Raw genomic sequence first — 17767 nt, forward strand, 5'->3', positions numbered from 1 at the left:
GTTTGGGCGGGGGGGCTCCCCCCCAAGGTTGACAGCGCCGACCTGTCAACGTAAGTTGACACCATGACCGAAGCAACCGATCTGGCCGCCGCGGCGGGCAGCGCCGACCCGAGGGTCGGGCTGCGCGCGGTCGTGGCGCTGCGCCGCCTCCTGGAGGGCCTCGAGCACCTCCAGGTGGCAAACGCCCGCCGGAAGGGCTGGTCCTGGCAGGAGATCGCCGACGCCCTCGAGGTGACCCGCCAGGGCGTGCACAAGAAGCACGCGAACCGGATGCCGATGCACGACCCACGGGAGGACTGAGATGCTGGAGCGATTCACCCAGGCCGCGCGCGACGCGGTCATCGGCGCCCAGGAAGCGGCGCGCGACCTGCGACAGTCCCCGATCGGGACGGAACATGTCCTGCTCGCGATGCTCTCCGCCACGGACGGCCCGATCGCCACCGCCGCCGCCCTGCGCGAGAAGGAGGTGGATGCCCGCTCCTTCCGCGCGGAGATCCTGCGCCGGGTCGGGCCCGGGACCGCCCCGGCGGACCCGCTGCCGGACGCCGACGCCGAGGACAAGGCGGCGCTCAAGTCCATCGGGATCGACCTCGACGCCGTCCGGCGCGCGATCGAGGACACCTTCGGGCCGGGATCGCTGCACCTGCCCCGCGAGACGCCCCGCCGCAAAGGCCTGTTCGGCCGCTTCTACGGCAGCGGGCACATCCCCTTCTCCCCGCGGGCCAAGAAGGTCCTCGAGCTGGCGCTGCGCGAGGCGATCCGGCTCAAGCACCGCTTCATCGCGCCGGAGCACCTCATGCTGGGGATGATCCGCGACGACGGTGGACTGGCGATGCAGATCCTCGCCGAGCGCGGGGTCGACCTGACGGAACTGGGTGCCGAGATGGCGCGCTCGCTGAAGTCGCAGGCCGCCTGACCAGGTCTACTTTGAGTCGCCGCGGGGTACAGGCACGCCCATGACGTACCGGGTCGAGTACAACGGCGACGACATCGAGCTCGCCACCCTGGACGCCGCCCTGGACAACGCCAAGCACGCGATCGCCGACGACGTGGGCCCGGTCAGCGGCTGGGCCGTCGAGCACGACGAGACGATCAACGACTGGTTCGTCCAGGGCGTCCGCGACGGCCGGGCCGTCGGGCCGACCGCGGTGGTCACCGGGCCGGAGCCGACCATGGCGGCGCAGACGTTCCCGCGACACGCCCCCGCGGCGGCCGAGGATTCGGCCCGGCGCATGACGTTCACCGGCAAGACGCCGGCGGAGGCCCTGGAGATGGCCGCGGGCTGGCTCGCCGGCCGCCCCGAGGTGGTCGACGTCGACGACGTGGGCTGGCATCCCACGCGCACCGGATATGAGGTACGCGTCTACTACCGGATCTGACTACCCTGCCCATGTGACGGATTACGCCCGCTTCGTCGCCGCCGCCTCCGCCGACCCCGGCGTGCTCGGCATGATCCTCACCGGCTCGCACGCCCGGGGCACGGCGACCGTCCATTCCGACCACGACGTCGTGCTCGTCGCGGCGGACGGCCACGAACCTCGGCGTACGGCCACGCTCGACGTCGCGGTCTGCACGGTCGAGGCTCTCGCCGACACCTCGGTCCTGTGGCCCCGGTACGGCTTCCGCGGCGCGAAGGTGCTGCTGGACCGGCTCGACGGCCGGATAGCGGAGCTGGTGTCCCGGCAGGCGACGCCCACGCCCGACGAGGCGGCACAGTGGGCTCGCGAGGGCCTCGACGGGTACGTCAACTTCCTCTACCGGGCCGCGAAGAGCCGCCGCGACGGAGACCCGGTGGCCGCGCGCCTGGACGAGGCGGAGAGCGTGTCGTGGCTGCTGACCACGGTGTTCGCGCTGCACGGGCGGCTGCGGCCGTACAACAAGTACCTGCGGTGGGAGCTGGAGACGTACCCGCTGGCACCGCCGTGGGATGCGACGCTGCCTGAGCGGGTGGCCGCGGATCCCGCTTCGCTGTTCCCCGACGTGGCGCGGCTCGCGCGGGATCGCGGCCACGGCGACGTCCTCGACGGATGGGGAGACGACCTCACGCTTATACTCCCCTGAAGAGGAAAACTGGGGGACGCGTGGATCCGACCACCATCGAGGCCGTGCTGTTCGACATGGACGGCACCCTCGTCGACTCCGACGCCGCCGTGGAACGGGCCTGGCGGGTGTGGGCGCGCGAGCACGGAGCAGACCCGGCGGCGGTGCTGGAGATCGCCCATGGCGCGCCGGCCGAGCGTACGGTCCGCCTCATCCGCCCCGACCTGGACGAGGCCGGGGTGACCGCCGCCGCGGCCCGCCAGCTGGAGCTGCAGTACGACGACCTGTCCGACGTCGTGGCCACGCCCGGGGCTCATGAGCTGCTGGCCGCTCTGACGCTGCCATGGGCGGTCGTGACCAGCGCCGACGTACGCCTCGCGAAGGCCCGGCTCGGCGCGGCGGGGATCGCGGCACCGGTGCTGGTCACCGTCGAGGACATCACCGCCGGAAAACCCGACCCCGAGGGATACGTACGCGGCGCCGAGCTGCTGGGCGTGGCACCGTCGCGGTGCCTGGTGGTCGAGGACGCCGAGGTGGGCGTGACGGCCGGCCGGGCCGCGGGGGCGACCGTGGCGGCGCTCAAGGGAGTGGACGGGGACCTCGCGATCCGGGACCTGCACGAGCTGGCCCGGCTGCTCGGCGTGTGACCGGGGTCCCGTACCCCTGGTATTTCAGATTTTAAAGAGTTAGCGTCGGGGCATGGCCGAACCGCTCGACGCCGCACAGCAGGCTTGCTGGCGCGCCTACATCGAGAGCAGCTGGGCGCTGCAGACCCGACTCGAGGACGACCTGCGCGCCGCCACCGGCCTCAGCATGGCCGACTACCACGTTCTCGTGGTGCTCTCCGAGGCATCGGGACGCCGGCTCCGCATGGGCGAGCTCGCCAGCCGGATGGTCTTCTCGCCCAGCCGTGTCACGTACCAGATCACCTCCATGATCAAACGCGGCCTGGTCCGCAAACAGAGCTGCCCGGCCGACGGCCGCGGCCAGGAGGCCGTGCTGACCGACGCCGGCATGGCGGCGCTCGTCGCCGCGGCGCCGCTGCACCTGGCCACCGTGCGGGACAGCTTCATCGACGACCTCGACGACACGGAGATCGCCGTCCTCGCGGAGGTGTTCTCCCGGCTCGGCGCGCGGCTCCGGCCCGGCACGGCCGCCTCGACCTCCGCTGCGGCTTCGCCTTCCTCCGGCCGCACTCCCCCGGCGGCTCCTTCCTCCGGCCGCGCCTCGCCTGCTTCTTCTTCCGGCCGCACCTCATCCGCTGCTTCTTCTTCCGGCCGCATCTCGCGGTCGTCAACCACCGCCTGAAGGGGGCTGTCATGCCCGCGATCACCGTCGACGACGTCCTCGTCCTCCCCCGCCTGCCGCGGCTCGACGAGGCCACCACCCGCTACCGCCCGCTCCGCCGCCTCACCACCGCGCCCACCGGCTACGAAGGCGAGGGCTTCCCGGTCCGTCGCGCGTTCGCCGGCGTACCGCTGAGCGAGCTGGACCCGTTCATCCACCTCGACCAGATGGGCGAGGTCGACTACGCGCCGGGCGAGCCGAAGGGCACCCCGTGGCACCCGCACCGCGGCTTCGAGACCGTCACGTACATGATCGACGGCACGATGGACCACCAGGACTCCAACGGGGGCGGCGGCACCATCACCAACGGCGACACCCAGTGGATGACAGCGGGCGCGGGCATCCTGCACATCGAGGCCCCGCCGGAACGCCTCGTCATGAGCGGCGGCCTCTTCCACGGCCTGCAGCTGTGGGTGAACCTCCCCCGCACGGCCAAGATGATCGCCCCGAAATACCAGGACATCCGCGGCCGCGAGGCGGCGCTCCTGACCACCCCGGACGGCGGCAGCCTCATCCGAGTCATCGCCGGCACGGTCGCGGGCCACGACGGCCCCGGCTCCACCCACACCCCGATCAACCTCGCCCACGTGACCCTCCAGCCCGGCGCGCAACTCGACCTGCCCTGGCAACCGGACTACAACGCCCTCGTGTACGTCCTCGCCGGCCGCGGCACGATCGGCACGGACCGCCGCCCCCTGCAATCCGGCCAGCTCGCCGCCCTCTCCGCCGGCGACGCGATCCGGGTGACGGCGGACGCGGACCAGGACAGCAACACCCCGGCGATGGAGCTGTTCATCCTGGGTGGACGCCCGATCCGCGAACCGGTGGCGCACTACGGGCCGTTCGTGATGAACACGCGGGAAGAGCTGATGCAGGCGTTCGAGGACTACCAGAAGGGGCGGCTGGGGGTCATCCCGGCGGAACGGCTCCCGCACACGAGCTGAGCGGGGCCGGTCCTGACGTGGTGTGCGGCGCCGGGCCACCTCGCGGTACTCGGCGCCGGCTCGCCGCGCCGTCGCACGGGGGTGGGCCGGGCGGGTCGCGTTGCGCGGAACCGGCTCGCCTACCTTGCGCGGGAGGCGAGCCGCGTCGCGTTCCGGCGCGTTCGTGAGGCCCGCGGTTTTGTCGGTGGTCGCCGATAGCCTGCGGGGCATGGCTGTGGACATCGGCGAAATGCTGGATCGGCTCCTGACCGAGGGCGCGCGACACTCCGACGACGCCCACGACTACGAGCTGACCATGGTCCCGCTCGGCGACGTGACCCTCCCGACGGGCCGCGTCGTCGCGTGCGACCCCCTTGCCCGCACCGGCGAGGCGCTGCCCTTCACCGTCAGCGTGCCCCCGGGGCGCTACCCGCTTCGCGCGTGGGTCGCCGTCGCGTACCTGGCCGTGAGCGGGCTCATGCCTTGTCGCAGCCTCGCGACCGTCCCGGCCGCCCCCGGGCCACTGTGGCTCAACCGGGTGGAGGCGGACCGGCGCACGGCGGCTCTCCACCTCGTCATCCGCGACGAGCCGATCACATCCTGGGAGCCGGCGCTCGTCACGGGTCCGGCCGAGCTGGACGAGGACGGCTTCGTCGTGCACCCGGTCGACACGGGCCTCGCCACGCTCGCCGACGAGCGCGCGCTGGAGGCGCTGTCCACATGGGACTATGCGGATGTCGAGAAGGTCTTCGTGCCGTCCGTCCCGCCCGACACCCCCGGATTGGTGGGCACGGTGACCGATCCCGCGACCGGCGCCACCGTGCTGGCGGTCGAGCCGGGGAGCGGCGACGGGGCGTATGCGAGCTTTGTCGGGCGTACGGCGACCGGAGAGGTGGCCGCCTTCGTCACCGACTTCCGCGTGCTCTGACAGCTCCCGGAGCGGCCGCGGCCCATCCGGCCCAGCTCGGGCCGCCGTGCCGTATGCCGACCAACCGACGGGACGAGGCGGTCGGCCGCGCTGACGCCCCGCCGGTCGGAGAACCGCCACGGACGCAGGCCAGCCGCCCCGAGCCACGCCACGGTCGGGCAACCGCACAGAAGGGGAGCGCGGAACAGGCGCCAGACCTCCGCAAGCCGGCCGGGAGCAGAAGCCCCGCACGCCGCAGCCCGAGGGCTGAAACCCGCACCCCACGAGCCCGGAGGCGGAAACCCGGGAGCAGAAGCCCCGCAAGCCGCAGCCCGAGGGCGGAAACCCGCACCCCGGAAGCGAGAACCCCGACCCCACGAGCCCGGGGGCGGAACCCCGCACCCCAGACGCCGGAGCTCGGACAAGCGCCACCGTCGAACCGAGCCGCCCACCCCGACGCCGGTGCCGGCGCCGCGCCCGCCCACCCCGACGCCGGGCGCCGGGCGTCGGAGCGGGAGGGGTCAGTTCGGGAAGTTGTTCGGGTCGACGTCGCTTGTTGAGGCGTTGCCGCCGATGATCGGGGTGAGCGTGATGGTCCAGATCGACGACGAGTACGACGTGGTCGTGAACTTGAACGTGTCGTCGAACTTGCTGAACGCGCAGTCCCGGGTGAAGCCCTTGCCGGCCTTGTCCCAGTCCTCGCCCGACGCCGAGTAGATGCGGTACGTGCCGTCGCGGATGCCCTTGGCCGTGAACGAGCCGCCGCCGCGGACGTAGACGGTGAAGATCGGCTTGGGCTTCTTGCCCTTGGCGGGGACCAGCGAGATCGTCGTGTCGTCCGCGCCGTTCTTGATCTTCAGGTGGCCGAGGCCGCCCGTGCTGGTCCGCTTGATGAACGTCCCCGTCTTGAGGCGGCGGTTCTGTTCCTTGGGGGCGGCCGGCAGGAACGTGCCGAACTTGTACGCAGGGTCGGCGGACGCGAGCTTGCGTGCGTCGGCGCGCAGGTTGTCCGCCCAGCCGGACTGGAGCACCGACGTGTACGGCGACGCCGCGGGACAGTCCTGCTTGGCGCTCGCGGTCTCCTCCACCATGTCACCGAGGCTCTGCAGCTCGAGGGCCAGCTGGGCGTGCGCGGCCTCGGCGCCCGGCGGAGGTGTGGTGGCGCGCAGCTTCTGCGCCTCGGCGCGGATCGTGCCGGCCGCCGCCGGGGCCGCCCTGGCGAACGCGGCGTCGTCCGAGGTGTTGAGCTTGACGAACGTGGCCTTGATCGCGTTGTCCGAGCCGGCCAGGAGTTGCGCGTACTGCTCCTTGGTCACCGGGCCGGAGGTGGTGGCCCCGGTCGTGACGGTGATCCGCCGGGGGTCGGCCTGCGGGGTGTCGTCGTCGCCGCTGGTGACGAGACGGATCGCGCCGCAGCAACCGACGATCAGGACCGCCGCGAGCGCGATGCCGATGATCTGGTTGCGCCGGCCCGTGCGCGGGGTGGCCTGGGGCGGCCCGGCGAAGGCGGGACCGGGACCATAGCCGGGCGGATAGGCACCGGGCGGATACGCGCCAGGCGGATAGGCACCGGGCGGGTAAGCGCCAGGCGGGTAAGCACCGGGCTGCCCGGGCGGGTAGCCACCGGGCGCCCCCGCAGGGAAAGCGCCGCCGGGCCCGGGAGGGTACGCCCCGGGAGGATAGGCACCCTGCGGAGAACTCCCGGGCGGAGGGAACCCGCCCGGAACGGGAAAGCCGCTGGAAGGCGCCGGAGGCCCGGACGCAGGCGGCCCGGAAGCCGGGAACGGAGGTGGCGGCGTGAACGGCGACGACACCCGGATGGTCACCGCCACCCGGCCGGCCGGCGAGTCGACCCACACCACCGCGCCGTCGACCGTGCCCGGCGGCACCGTCACGGTGAGCGAGCCGTGGGTGGGCGACCAGAGCGCCCTGGTCGTGCCCGTCGCCGCCTCCGCGGGCGGGACTTCGATCATTGCGCTGCTGAAAGCCGGCTCCCCCGTCATGACGACGAGTATGGATGACCCGTACGACAGAATGCTGCCCGGTTCCCGTCAGCCGGGTCGCGCCGCGGGACAAGCCGGGCGCTTCGGATCACCCGGCTCCCGGAAAACCCTCCTGGGTGATCAAGAGCACAGCGTCAGGACATCAGGAACATGGCTCCGACGCCCAGGACGACCAGGAGCAGCATCGCGATCAGCAGGCCGCGCTCGGAAGCGGCGGCGGCGTCGGTCGGGGTGGCGGTGGTGGCGAGGGGTTCGCTGCTCATGAGGGGTCCTTAACAAGGGGATTACCTGCGGCTCAGGGTGCGGGCGGCCGTCAAGGGGCCTACCGTGAGGGCGTCGTCGACCTCGGAAGGGCTGCCCCGTGTCACTGGAGGACTGGCTTCTGACTGCGGACGAGCGCGGCAACCCGGACTCACAGATACCCACCTGGTGCCGGGGAAACACCGCCGAACCGCTGTTTCACGGCGCAACGTATTTCGACCGTCTGGCGACCGAGGTGGAAACGCTGGGTGACGGCGACCATCTGTTCTTCACCGACTGGCGTGGCGACCCGGACGAGCGGCTGCGCGACGAGGGACCCACCATCGCCGAGCTGTTCTCGGCCGCCGCCAAGCGCGGCGTCGTCGTCAAGGGCCTGCTGTGGCGCTCGCATCTCGACAAGATGCAGTACAGCGAGGAGGAGAACCGCAACCTCGGCGAGGAGGTCGAGGCCGCGGGTGGCGAGGTGCTGCTCGATCAACGGGTACGACGGGGCGGCTCGCACCACCAGAAGGTGGTGATTCTGCGTCACCCGAACGCACCGGAGCGTGATATCGCGTTCGCCGGCGGCATCGACCTGTGTCACAGCCGGCGGGACGACGCCGACCACCGTGGTGACCCGCAGGCGGTGAGCATGTCGTCCGCGTACGGCAAAAATCCGCCCTGGCACGACGTGCAGCTGGCGTTGCGCGGCCCGGTGGTCGGCGCGCTGGATCTGGCGTTCCGTGAACGCTGGAACGATCCCACGCCGCTCGACCAGCACGGCCCGATCTCGACGCTGACCGACAAGCTCAAGCATGCCGACCTGCGCGCCGACCGGTTGCCGCCGCAGCCGCCGGACCCGCCGGAGTGCGGGCCGCACGACATCCAGGTGCTGCGGACCTATCCGGCGATGCGCCCGCCGTACCAGTTCGCGAAGCTGGGCGAGCAGAGCATCGCGCGCGGCTACACCAAGGCGATCAAGCGGGCGCGGCGGTTGATCTACCTCGAGGACCAGTACCTGTGGTCCAGGGAGGTCGCGCAGCTGTTCGCCGACGCGCTCAACGACAACCCCGGGCTGCACCTGATCGCGGTGGTGCCGCGGCATCCGGACGTGGACGGGCGCTTCGCGCTGCCGCCCAACATGGTCGGTCGGGAGGAGGCGATCTCGCTGTGCCGCCGGGCCGCTCCGGACCGGGTGCACGTCTTCGACGTGGAGAACCACGAGGGCACGCCGGTGTACGTGCACGCGAAGGTCTGCGTCGTGGACGACGTGTGGGCCAGCGTGGGCAGTGACAACTTCAACCGTCGTTCGTGGACACACGACAGTGAGCTCTCGTGCGCGGTGCTCGACCGTACGCGTGACGAGCGCTCCCCCACCGATCCCGCCGGTCTCGGCGACGGTGCGCGCGTCTACGCGCGCGATCTGCGGCTCGCGCTGCTGCGCGAGCACCTGGACCGGTCCGACGACCAGGACCTTCTCGACCCCGATTCCGTCGTACGGGCGGTGAACGCGTCCGCCGATGCGCTGCGTGACTGGCACCGTGACGGCGAGAAGGGTCCCCGCCCGCCGGGGCGCCTGGTGCCCCACGAGACCGAGCGGCTCCCGTGGTACCAACGGCTGTGGGCGATCCCGGCGTACCGGTTGATGTACGACCCGGACGGGCGTCCCTGGCGGGCCCGTCGCGCCGGCACCTGGTAGAGCTGGGTATACCCCGGAAGCTATGCCTGGTGGGCTGGGGTCATCCACCCCCGGCTGCCTACGGTGACCGGGTGACCACGCCAGAAGCTCCGCTCCGAGCCGTCCTGAACCGCCGCTACCTCGCCTCGGCAGGTCCCTGGCGGGCCCTCGTCTACGTCCTGACCACGCTGCCGATCGCCGCGCCGGTGAGCGCGGCCATGGCGGTACTGGTCCTGCCGTGGCTGGCCGCGCTCTCCCGGCTCATCGACGGCAACCTCCCGACCCGCACCGTCTTCATCCTCATGACCGTTTCGCTGCTGCTCTTCACCGGGCTCGGCCCGCTGGCCGCCGTCCCGCTGGCCATGATCGAGCGGGCCCGCCTCGCCCTCATCGACCCCCGGCCGCTGCCATCGGCGCACGCGCCGGCGCCGCAGGACCCCTTCCGATGGGTACGGACGCGCTACGCCGAGACGGCCACGTGGCGTGAGCTCCTGTACGCCGCCTTCCTCGGCCTGATCGTCCCCGCGGTGTACGGCACGTACGCGCTGCTCGTCCTGTTCGACGTGGCGTTCGTGCTGAGCCCGTTCTTCGCGAGCACCGGCACGGCCACCTGGACGTTCGGCGCGTTCACCGTGCACTCCGCCGCCGAGGCGACGCCGTTCGCGATCCTCGGCGTGCTGTTCGCGCCGGTCCTCGCGTACCTGTTCGGACTGATCGGAGCCGGTCAGGCTGCGACCGCCCGCGCGCTGCTGGGCGACCGTACCGGCATCGCCCTGCGCGAGGTGGCCCAGTCCCGCGCCCGCCTGGTGGACGCGTTCGACCTGGAACGGCGGCGCATCGAACGCGACCTGCACGACGGGGCGCAGCACCGGCTGACCAGCCTCACCCTGCAGCTCGGCATGGCGCGGCTGGACGTACCCGAGGACTCACCCGCCGCCGGGCCGCTCGGCCAGGCCCACGACCAGGCCAAGGACCTGATGGTCGTGCTGCGTGACCTGATCTACGGCATCCGCCCGCAGGAACTGACCGACCTCGGACTCCCGGCCGCCCTGCGCGAACTCGCGGGCCGGTCACCCCTGCCGGTCGCCGTCACGGTCGCCGACGGCGTTCCCCGCCCCGCCGAGCAGATCGAGGGCACGGCGTACTTCGCCGCGTCCGAGGCGCTCGCGAACGTGGTCAAGCACAGTGGCGCGACCAGGGCGGACATCCTCCTGGCCCGGGCCGGCGACGTCCTCGTCGTGGAGATCCGCGACGACGGCCAGGGCGGCGCGGACCCGGCACGCGGTACGGGATTGACCGGGCTGGCCGACCGGGTCGCGGCTGTGGGCGGCCGGCTGCTGGTGTCCAGCCCCGCGGGCGGCCCGACGCTGCTGCGCGTGGAGTTGCCGTGGCGTTCGCCCGGGCTGGTGCTGCCTGCCGCAACCACCCCGGGACAGGCATGACCAGCGGCGCGGCCGCGGGCGGGACCGGCGGCGCGGCCGCGGGCGGGACCGGCGGCGCGGCCGCAGGTGGGATCCGGGTCGTGCTGGCGGAGGACGGGATCCTGCTGCGGGAGGGTCTGCTCGGGGTGCTGTCGCGGTTCGGCTTCGAGGTCGTCGCCGCCGTCGGGGACGCCGAGGAACTGGTCGCGGTGGTCGCCGAGCACGCACCCGACCTCGTGATCACGGACATCCGCATGCCGCCGGGCTTCCAGGATGAGGGCCTGCGCGCGGCGGTCGCGATGCGCCGGGTGCGCCCGGACCTCCCGGTCGTCGTGCTCAGCCAGTACGTGCAGGACGAGTACGCGGCGGCGCTGCTGGACAGCGGCGACGGGCGGGCGGTCGGCTACCTGCTCAAGGACCGGGTCGCCGACGTACGGGACTTCGTCGCGGCGCTGCGTACGGTGGCCGAGGGCGGCACAGTCGTCGACCCGGACGTGATCCGCCGCCTCCTGCAGCGCCCCAAGGATCCCCTCGCGGCCCTGTCGGGGCGGGAACGCGAGGTGCTGTCCCTGGTCGCCGAGGGCCACTCCAACTCGGCGATCGCGGCCCGCCTGTACGTGACGGAGGCGGCGGTGGGCAAGCATGTGGGCAGCATCCTGGCGAAGCTAAACCTGCCACCGGCCGAGGACACGAACCGGCGGGTGCTGGCGGTGCTCGCCTACCTGCGGGCCTGAAACGACGCGTCCCCCGGCGGACCGGTGCCCGGCCACCGCAGGCCACGGCGGACCGGTGCCCGCCCAGCCCGGCCAAAGGCGGACCGGTGCCCGCCCACCCCGGCCAAGGCGAACCGGCGCCCGCCCACCCCGGCCAAGGCGAACCGGCGCCCGCCCACCCCGGCCAAGGCGGACCGGCGCCCGCCCACCCCGGCCAAGGCGGACCGGTGCCCGCCCACCGCGGCCCATGGCGGACCGGTGCCCGGCCACCGCGGGCTACGGCGGACCGGTGTCCGGGCCGGCTCGGGGTACGTCGAGGGTCCAGCCGGCCGGGCACCAGATCGGCGCGCCCGGGTCGCCGGCGAGGGCGAGGGTGATGCGCCACGCCTGCATCGGCGGGCGGCCCGCCGCCTCCCAGCGGTCGGCGATCCCGGCGGCCTCCGCGGCGTACCGGCCCGCCTGCGAACCGCCGGCGGCGACCGCGCCGTCGGGCAGGATCGCCGCGCCGCCCGTGCCGGTCTCGTCGAGCAGGACGAGCGTGCTGCCGTTGTGGCCGATCACCGGGGCGTGGGTGGCTCGGGTGCTCCAGACCCCGGCCGCGTACCAGAGGTCCCGGTAACCCAGCGAGCCCAGCGGCCGCGCCCAGCGCGCGGGAGCTACCAGCGCGAAGTCGGCGAGTGCGCCCGGCGGCGAGGCCGGGTGGGTGCGCGGATGGCCGGCGGCGAGCGGACCGGCGGCGCTCATGAAACCCGAGGGGCACACCACGGACGCGGTGACCGGGCCGTCCGGGTGACCCCGCACGGCCAGCACCGGGTGGGTCCCGGCATGCTCCACCGGTACGACGATCAGCCCTCCGGCCTCGGACCCGGGCCGCCCCGGCGCGGCCTCCTGAGACGTCTCCCTGGCGCTGCCCGGGCCCGCCGGCGCGGCGTCCTGAGACGTTTCGCCGGGGGTGCCCGGGGCCGCCGGCGCGGGTGGCTGAACTTGGCGGAGCCAGTGCGGGGACACGCCGGCCACGCCGACCGTGACGATGACCCGGTCGAAGTGTTCGCCCGGGGCTCCCGCGTAGCCGTCGCCGGCGTGGACGCGTACGGCATGGACGCCCGCCCGGGCGAGCGCCGCACGGGCTCGCTCCGCCACGTCGGGCTGGACGTCGATGCTGGTGACGTCCGCGCCGAGCGCGCTGAGCAGTGCGGCGTTGTAGCCGGTGCCGGCGCCGATCTCGAGGACGCGGTGTCCCGGCCGTACGTCCAGCGCCGCCAGCATGATCGCCATGAGGGACGGCTGGCTGGAGGAGCTGACCGGCGTTCCGCCGTCGACCTTGGTGACCAGCACGTCGTCGCGGTAGACGACCTCGAGGAAGTCGGCCGCGCCCGGGGTGGCCCACGTGCCGTCCCGCCGCTGGAAGCCGTCCGCCACGAACGCCTCCCGCGGCACCGTCCCGAACGCCGCCGCCAGCTCCGGGGTCAGCGGCGCGCCGTCGTGGCGGAGCTGCTCGACGAAGCGGCGGCGCAGGTCAGTCACGCTCTCACCGTAGGTCCTTCCCGCGCCGGCCGCCCGCGCACGGTCCCGCCGACCACCGCCCGCGGACCGCCATCAGCTCCGACCACGGCCCTCACCCGACCCGCGCGGCCGCGACCGCCGCGGTCAGCTGCTCCGGGACGTCCGCCTCGTGGTACGGCCGTTCGGAGTCCTCGATGTGGTCGAGGAAGTTCTGGTAGACCGCCGCCGCCCGCAGCGCCGCGATCGGCCGGATCAGCGCCACCGCGGTCTGCGGGTCGCAGCCCGGCACGCTGCGCCGCCAGCGGCCCGCCCACTGCTCGATCAGCGCGGCTGCCTCCGTCTCCGGGAGGTGGCCGGTCAGGCGGAGGATGTCGTACGCCGGGTGCGCCACGCTCGCGTCCCCCCAGTCGACGATGACCCGTCCCGCCGCGGATTCCCGCACGTTGCCGGGGTGCAGGTCGCCGTGCGCGAGGGTGTCGGGGAGGCCGCACGCGTCGATCGCCGTCAGCCGGGCGGGGAGTTCGTCCATCAGCTCGGCGAGGCCGTCGATCGTGTCCAGCCAGGGTGCGGCCACACGGGCGATGCGGTCGAGTTCGAAGCGCCGGTCGGGCACGCCCGCGGCGAGCAGATCGCCCGTCCGGGTGACGTAGTGCTCCTGGATCTGGTGGATGTCACGGGCGACATCGGCGCAGAAACCGGCGTCGGCGCCGTAGCGGTCCTCCCCCGGCACGTGGGCGAGCAGCATGCGCCCGGCGTCCCCCGCGGCCAGCACGGTGGGGGTGAGCCCGGGCGCGGCGGTGGGCAGCAGCCGGAGCAGCGGCGCCTCGTGGGCGAAGAAGACGGGGACCTGTTTGAGCCAGGCCACCGGTTCGCCGCCCGCGTCGAGGCGCCAGATGGCCGACAGGTTCCAGGTGCGCTGCTGCACCGCCACGGCGCCGTCGCGGCCGAGCTCCTTGAGGGCCCAGGCGACGGACGCGGCCGGGCCGCCCGGCACCGCCCACGGCGCCCGCCGCGGCTCCGGCGCCGATTCCCCATCGAGACCGGAGAACGACGCCGCGGGGCCGAACGGTGGGGCCGGGTCGAGCGCGAGCGGCGCTGCGACGGGCCCGAGGACCTCGGCGGCGTACGTGACGTGGCCGCCGGGTTGGGCGGGTTTCTCGGTGTGCATGAGGCGCAACACCGTCACGTCGATCCCGTGCCGGTCGCGGACGGCCGCGACGATGTCGCTGACCTCCGGCCACCACGGCACTTCCACATCGAACGGCGGCAGCGCGCCGAGCACGCCGCCCCGCCCGTCCACGAGCACGAGAGTCACAGTTCTGCCCACGCGAGGAACCGTAGCCCGATCGGCCCAGCCGCCGCGGAAGGCTGTGGACAACTTGCTACAAGCCGACCGCGACCCGCTGCCAGGGGAGGCAGCCGATCTGGACCGCCGCTGTCACGTCGTCGCCTCGTAGCGGGCGCGCAGGGCCGCCATGTCCGGGCGGCCGTGCAGGCGCAGCCGGGCCATGCCGCCGTCCGGGAAGATGTCGAGCCGCACGTGCGTCGCGACCGGGACGACCGGGACCGGGAAGCGGTGCCGGGTGTCCGGGCTCAGCCGGATCTGGGGCAGCAGCTCGAACCAGTCGGCGGGGTCGTCGAGCAGGCCGGTGCGGGTGTCGATGCCGCGCAGGGTGGCGCTGCCGGGCGCGTTGCCCTTGAAGTGGCTGGTGTCCAGTTCGGCCAGTTCGACGACCGCCGGCGCGGCGAGCTGCAGCAGAACCCAGTCGTTGCCGTCGTCGCGGCGGCGGGCCGTCTCCCAGCCGTCGCCCATCGAGCGGGCCAGGCCCGGGTGGATCAGGTTCTGCGGGTGGCCGTAGAACATGTTGCTGCAGCCGGCGATGCGGGCACCGTGCTCGGCGGCCGCCACGTCGAAGACGCTCGGCAGCAGCCTCGGGTCGGGCACGATCTCGCCGTGGACGCGCAGCCGGGCGACGCCACCGTCGGGGTAGATCGTCAGGCGTACGTGGGTGAAGCGCTGCCGTGAGTCCACTGTGAACAGATTCTGGCTGTCCCCGGCGAGCGGCGAACGCGGCACCAGCGGCACCCAGGGCGCCTCGGCGAGCTGGATCGGGTCCGGGTAGCCCTGGACGGCGCAGCCCTCGACGGAGGCGTACGGCGGGTAGTTGCCGGTGAAGAACGCCGTGTCGATGTCGATGCCGTGGACGACGCCGGGGGCGCCGAGCCGCACGATCGCCGTGTCGTGGCCGGGTTCGCGCCGCCGCCGGGTCTCCCAGCCGTCGTACACCTGGCCCTTCTGCCCGAAGGTCCGGGGCGCGAAGACCGGCGCCGCCGGCTCGACCAGGTGGTCGGCCGCGGCGAAGAACTCGTCGTTGGCGGCCATCACCCCGCCGCCGAACGTGCGCGACGCCAGGTCGGGCAGGAGCGTGAAATCTTCCATCAGCGGACCTCCGGTGTCACGAACGGGTCAGGAAACGGCCCTGCCGGGCCTCACCGGTCACCGTGCGCCCGCGCAGCCAGGTCGTGCGGACCACTCCGGTCAGGGTCTTTCCGGCGTACGGCGTGACGGGGTTGCGGTGGTGCAGCCGCCCCGGGTCGACGACGAACGTGGCGTCCGGGTCGAGGGCGACCAGGTCGGCGTCGGCGCCCACGGCGATGCGGCCCTTGCCGGTGAGCCCGACGAGGTCGGCGGGGCGCCGGGCCATCCAGTCGGCCACGTCGGCGAGGGTGTGCCCGCGCTCGCGGGCGGCCGTCCAGATCACCGGGAGGCCGAGCTGGACGGACGCGATGCCGCCCCACGCCGCGGCGAAGTCGCCGGTGTCGCGGCGCTTGAGGTCGGGGGTGCACGGCGAGTGGTCGCTGACGATGCAGGTGATGAGGCCGTCGGCGAGCGCCGACCAGAGCCGGTCGCGGTTGGCCGCGTCGCGGATCGGCGGGCAGCACTTGAACTCGGTGGCGCCCGCGGGGATCTCACCGGCGTCGAGGGTCAGGTAGTGCGGGCACGTCTCGGCGGTGACCCGGACGCCGTCGGCGCGGGCGGCGGCGATCAGCGGCAGGGCGCCCGCCGCGGACAGGTGCAGGATGTGGACGCGGGCACCGGCGGCCCGGGCGGCCTCGATCGCGGTGGCCACGGCGGCGTGCTCGGCCTCGGGCGGCCGGGAGGCCAGGAAGTCCGCGTACGCCGGGGAGGAGGCGGCCGCGTGCAGGTGGGCGGGGTCCTCGGCGTGGATGACGAACAGCGCGTCGACGGCGGCGAGCGCCTCGGCGAGTTGCCCCGGGTCCAGCGGCGGGAACTCGGGCACGCCGGAGTCGGCGAGGAAGGCCTTGAAGCCGAACACGCCGGCGGCGTCCAGGGCGGGCAGGTCGGCGGCGTTGCCGGGGACCGCGCCACCCCAGAAGCCGACGTCGATGTGGAGCTGCCCGGCGGCCGCGCGCTGCTTGACCGCCAGGGCGTCCGCGGAGACGGTCGGCGGGAGGCTGTTCAGCGGCATGTCCACGATGGCGGTCACCCCGCCGGCGGCGGCCGCCCGGGTGGCGGTGGCGAAGCCCTCCCATTCCGTACGGCCGGGCTCGTTGACGTGCACGTGGGTGTCGACCAGCCCGGGCAGCAGCGCGAGGTCGCCCAGGTCGGTGTCCTCGGCGGCCGGCACGTCGGCGTCGTACCCGTCGACGGCGACGATGCGCCCGCCCGCGACCGACACGGCGGCGGGCCGCTCGCCGCCGGCGGTGACGGTACGGCGGGACCGCACCACGAGATCCACCATGGCCCGAGCCTAACCGCCCGGCGTGATCGGACGGTTACGCCGCGCAAAGCCGTCCGAAGATGCGAGGGTGCTCAGGCCAGCTCGTGCAGCCGCTCACGGGGGAACCCGACGGCGGCGGGTTCCAGCGCGCCGCAGTCCAGCCCGCGCAGCAGGTAACCGGCGAGGGCACGCGCGGTGGCCGGCTCGTCGAGGATGCCGCCGGCCTGCCGTTCGAGGTAGCGCCGTAGCCGCAGCACCGCCGCGTCGACACCGTCGGCGAAGAACGCGTACGTCGCCGCGAAGCGGGTGGGCAGCTGGGCGGGGTGCAGGTCCCAGCCCTGGTAGTAGCCGCGTTCGAGGGAGCGCCGGACGAGCCGGTGGTGCAGCGCCCACGCCTCGTGCACCGCGACGCCGGAGCCGACCGGGAGGATGTTGGTGGAGCCGTCGGACAGGCGTACGCCCGTGCCGGCCGCGGCCGCCTGCATGACCGCCTTCGCGTAGTCGGCCGCCGGGTGGTCCATGGCCTGGTACGCCGCCGCCACTCCGGCCGCCGCGCTGTAGTCGTACGTGCCGTAGTGCAGTCCCGCGCAGCGCCCCTCGGCGGCGGTGATGAGCCGGGCGACCGTGGCCGTGCCGTCGGCACCGAGCACGGCGGCCGGCAGCTCGATCTGGATCTCGAAGCGCAGCGTGCCCTCCGGCAGCGCGTACGCGCACTCGAGCCGCCGGCACAGCTCGGCCATCGCCGTGACCTGGTCGGGCCCGCTCACCTTGGGCAGCGTGACGACGAACGGGTGCTGGTAGTGCGCCAGCCACAGGTCGAGCGTGCGCAGCGCCCGCCGCCGGGTGGGCTCCTCCAGCGACTTGATCCGTACGCCCACGAACGGCGGGCGGGGACCGTCCAGCAGCACCGCCGCGGCGTCCCGGACGGCTGCGTCCTCCTGGTCGTCGCCGCGGACGCCGTAGCCGTCCTCGAAGTCGACGCGCAGGTCCTCGATCGGCTCGGTGCCGAGCTTGGCGCGGACCCGCTCCTCCAGCGCGGCGGGGAACGGCAGGGGTGGGTGCTCGTCGAGCGCGGTGAGCGCCTGCCGCCCCCAGTCGCGGAACCCCGCCACCCGGTCGGCGGGGACGTAGACGGTGTGCACCGGCTGCCGCCCGGCGCGTTCGCCCGGGTAGCGGGCCTTGAGGAACGCGTCGTGGGCGGCGAGCCGGTGCTCGAGCGCGGCGTAGTCGTCGTCGCTGAGCCGCACGG

Annotated in this window: 17 protein-coding genes and 1 pseudogene; 11 read left to right on the forward strand and 7 right to left on the reverse strand. The window is 73.7% G+C overall.

Features of this window, described 5'->3' with window-relative positions:
- Positions 1–63: 63 nt before the first annotated feature.
- The 8 genes and pseudogenes from IT780_RS22660 (at position 64) to IT780_RS22695 (ending at position 5238) form a co-directional block, all read left to right on the forward strand.
- The gene (locus IT780_RS22660) at positions 64–300 is read left to right on the forward strand and encodes a helix-turn-helix domain-containing protein (protein ID WP_199513626.1); all 237 of its coding nucleotides are present in this window, start codon (positions 64–66) and stop codon (positions 298–300) included.
- A 1-nt stretch (position 301) separates the two neighbouring features.
- Positions 302–916: a Clp protease N-terminal domain-containing protein gene (locus tag IT780_RS22665; protein WP_199513627.1), complete on the forward strand. Its 615-nt coding sequence runs from the start codon at positions 302–304 to the stop codon at positions 914–916.
- 40 nt (positions 917–956) lie between these two features.
- Positions 957–1379, forward strand: a complete 423-nt coding sequence (locus IT780_RS22670) for a hypothetical protein (RefSeq protein WP_199513628.1) — start codon at positions 957–959, stop codon at positions 1377–1379.
- A gap of 13 nt (positions 1380–1392) precedes the next feature.
- Positions 1393–2061 carry a nucleotidyltransferase domain-containing protein gene (locus IT780_RS22675; RefSeq protein WP_199513629.1) on the forward strand — a complete coding sequence of 223 codons (669 nt, stop codon included), beginning with the start codon at positions 1393–1395 and terminating at the stop codon, positions 2059–2061.
- 20 nt (positions 2062–2081) lie between these two features.
- The gene (locus IT780_RS22680) at positions 2082–2687 is read left to right on the forward strand and encodes an HAD-IA family hydrolase (protein WP_199513630.1); all 606 of its coding nucleotides are present in this window, start codon (positions 2082–2084) and stop codon (positions 2685–2687) included.
- A 52-nt stretch (positions 2688–2739) separates the two neighbouring features.
- Positions 2740–3213, forward strand: a pseudogene (locus IT780_RS22685) (MarR family winged helix-turn-helix transcriptional regulator); the annotation flags it as partial.
- A 146-nt stretch (positions 3214–3359) separates the two neighbouring features.
- A complete protein-coding gene (locus tag IT780_RS22690; RefSeq protein ID WP_199513632.1) occupies positions 3360–4331 on the forward strand; it encodes a pirin family protein in 972 nt (323 codons plus the stop codon).
- A gap of 208 nt (positions 4332–4539) precedes the next feature.
- On the forward strand, positions 4540–5238 hold the full coding sequence (locus IT780_RS22695; RefSeq protein WP_233413304.1) for a DUF4241 domain-containing protein: 699 nt from the start codon (positions 4540–4542) through the stop codon (positions 5236–5238).
- 500 nt (positions 5239–5738) lie between these two features.
- Here the strand turns inward: IT780_RS22695 and IT780_RS22700 are convergent, their stop codons facing one another.
- Together IT780_RS22700 and IT780_RS42770 are read right to left on the reverse strand one after the other, a co-directional pair.
- Complete coding sequence (locus tag IT780_RS22700; protein ID WP_199513633.1) at positions 5739–7220, reverse strand: hypothetical protein; 1482 nt, start codon at positions 7218–7220, stop codon at positions 5739–5741.
- Positions 7221–7354: 134 nt separating this feature from the next.
- Positions 7355–7483 (reverse strand): hypothetical protein, encoded by a 129-nt coding sequence (locus IT780_RS42770; RefSeq protein ID WP_267910118.1) that lies wholly within the window; start codon positions 7481–7483, stop codon positions 7355–7357.
- Between the two features lie 98 nt (positions 7484–7581).
- Here IT780_RS42770 and IT780_RS22705 point away from each other — a divergent pair, with 98 nt between their 5' ends.
- The 3 genes from IT780_RS22705 (at position 7582) to IT780_RS22715 (ending at position 11293) form a co-directional block, all read left to right on the forward strand.
- The gene (locus IT780_RS22705) at positions 7582–9159 is read left to right on the forward strand and encodes a phospholipase D family protein (protein WP_199513634.1); all 1578 of its coding nucleotides are present in this window, start codon (positions 7582–7584) and stop codon (positions 9157–9159) included.
- A gap of 71 nt (positions 9160–9230) precedes the next feature.
- The gene (locus tag IT780_RS22710; protein ID WP_307831318.1) at positions 9231–10580 is read left to right on the forward strand and encodes a sensor histidine kinase; all 1350 of its coding nucleotides are present in this window, start codon (positions 9231–9233) and stop codon (positions 10578–10580) included.
- The gene (locus IT780_RS22715) at positions 10577–11293 is read left to right on the forward strand and encodes a response regulator transcription factor (RefSeq protein WP_199513635.1); all 717 of its coding nucleotides are present in this window, start codon (positions 10577–10579) and stop codon (positions 11291–11293) included. Before IT780_RS22710 ends, IT780_RS22715 begins: the two co-directional genes overlap by 4 nt.
- 255 nt (positions 11294–11548) lie before the next feature.
- Here the strand turns inward: IT780_RS22715 and IT780_RS22720 are convergent, their stop codons facing one another.
- The 5 genes from IT780_RS22720 to IT780_RS22740 form a co-directional block, all read right to left on the reverse strand.
- Positions 11549–12796 (reverse strand): methyltransferase domain-containing protein, encoded by a 1248-nt coding sequence (locus tag IT780_RS22720; protein WP_199513636.1) that lies wholly within the window; start codon positions 12794–12796, stop codon positions 11549–11551.
- A gap of 91 nt (positions 12797–12887) precedes the next feature.
- Complete coding sequence (locus IT780_RS22725; RefSeq protein WP_199513637.1) at positions 12888–14102, reverse strand: aminoglycoside phosphotransferase family protein; 1215 nt, start codon at positions 14100–14102, stop codon at positions 12888–12890.
- A gap of 111 nt (positions 14103–14213) precedes the next feature.
- Positions 14214–15215 (reverse strand): allantoicase, encoded by a 1002-nt coding sequence (gene alc, locus IT780_RS22730; protein ID WP_199513638.1) that lies wholly within the window; start codon positions 15213–15215, stop codon positions 14214–14216.
- 16 nt (positions 15216–15231) lie between these two features.
- Positions 15232–16539: an allantoinase AllB gene (gene allB / locus IT780_RS22735; RefSeq protein ID WP_199513639.1), complete on the reverse strand. Its 1308-nt coding sequence runs from the start codon at positions 16537–16539 to the stop codon at positions 15232–15234.
- A gap of 71 nt (positions 16540–16610) precedes the next feature.
- On the reverse strand, positions 16611–17765 hold the full coding sequence (locus tag IT780_RS22740; RefSeq protein WP_199513640.1) for a DUF6986 family protein: 1155 nt from the start codon (positions 17763–17765) through the stop codon (positions 16611–16613).
- Between the last annotated feature and the right edge of the window lie 2 nt (positions 17766–17767).

Origin of the sequence: Nucisporomicrobium flavum, assembly GCF_016464385.1 — a bacterium.
GTDB classification, from domain to species: Bacteria; Actinomycetota; Actinomycetes; order Mycobacteriales; family Micromonosporaceae; genus Actinoplanes; species Actinoplanes flavus_A.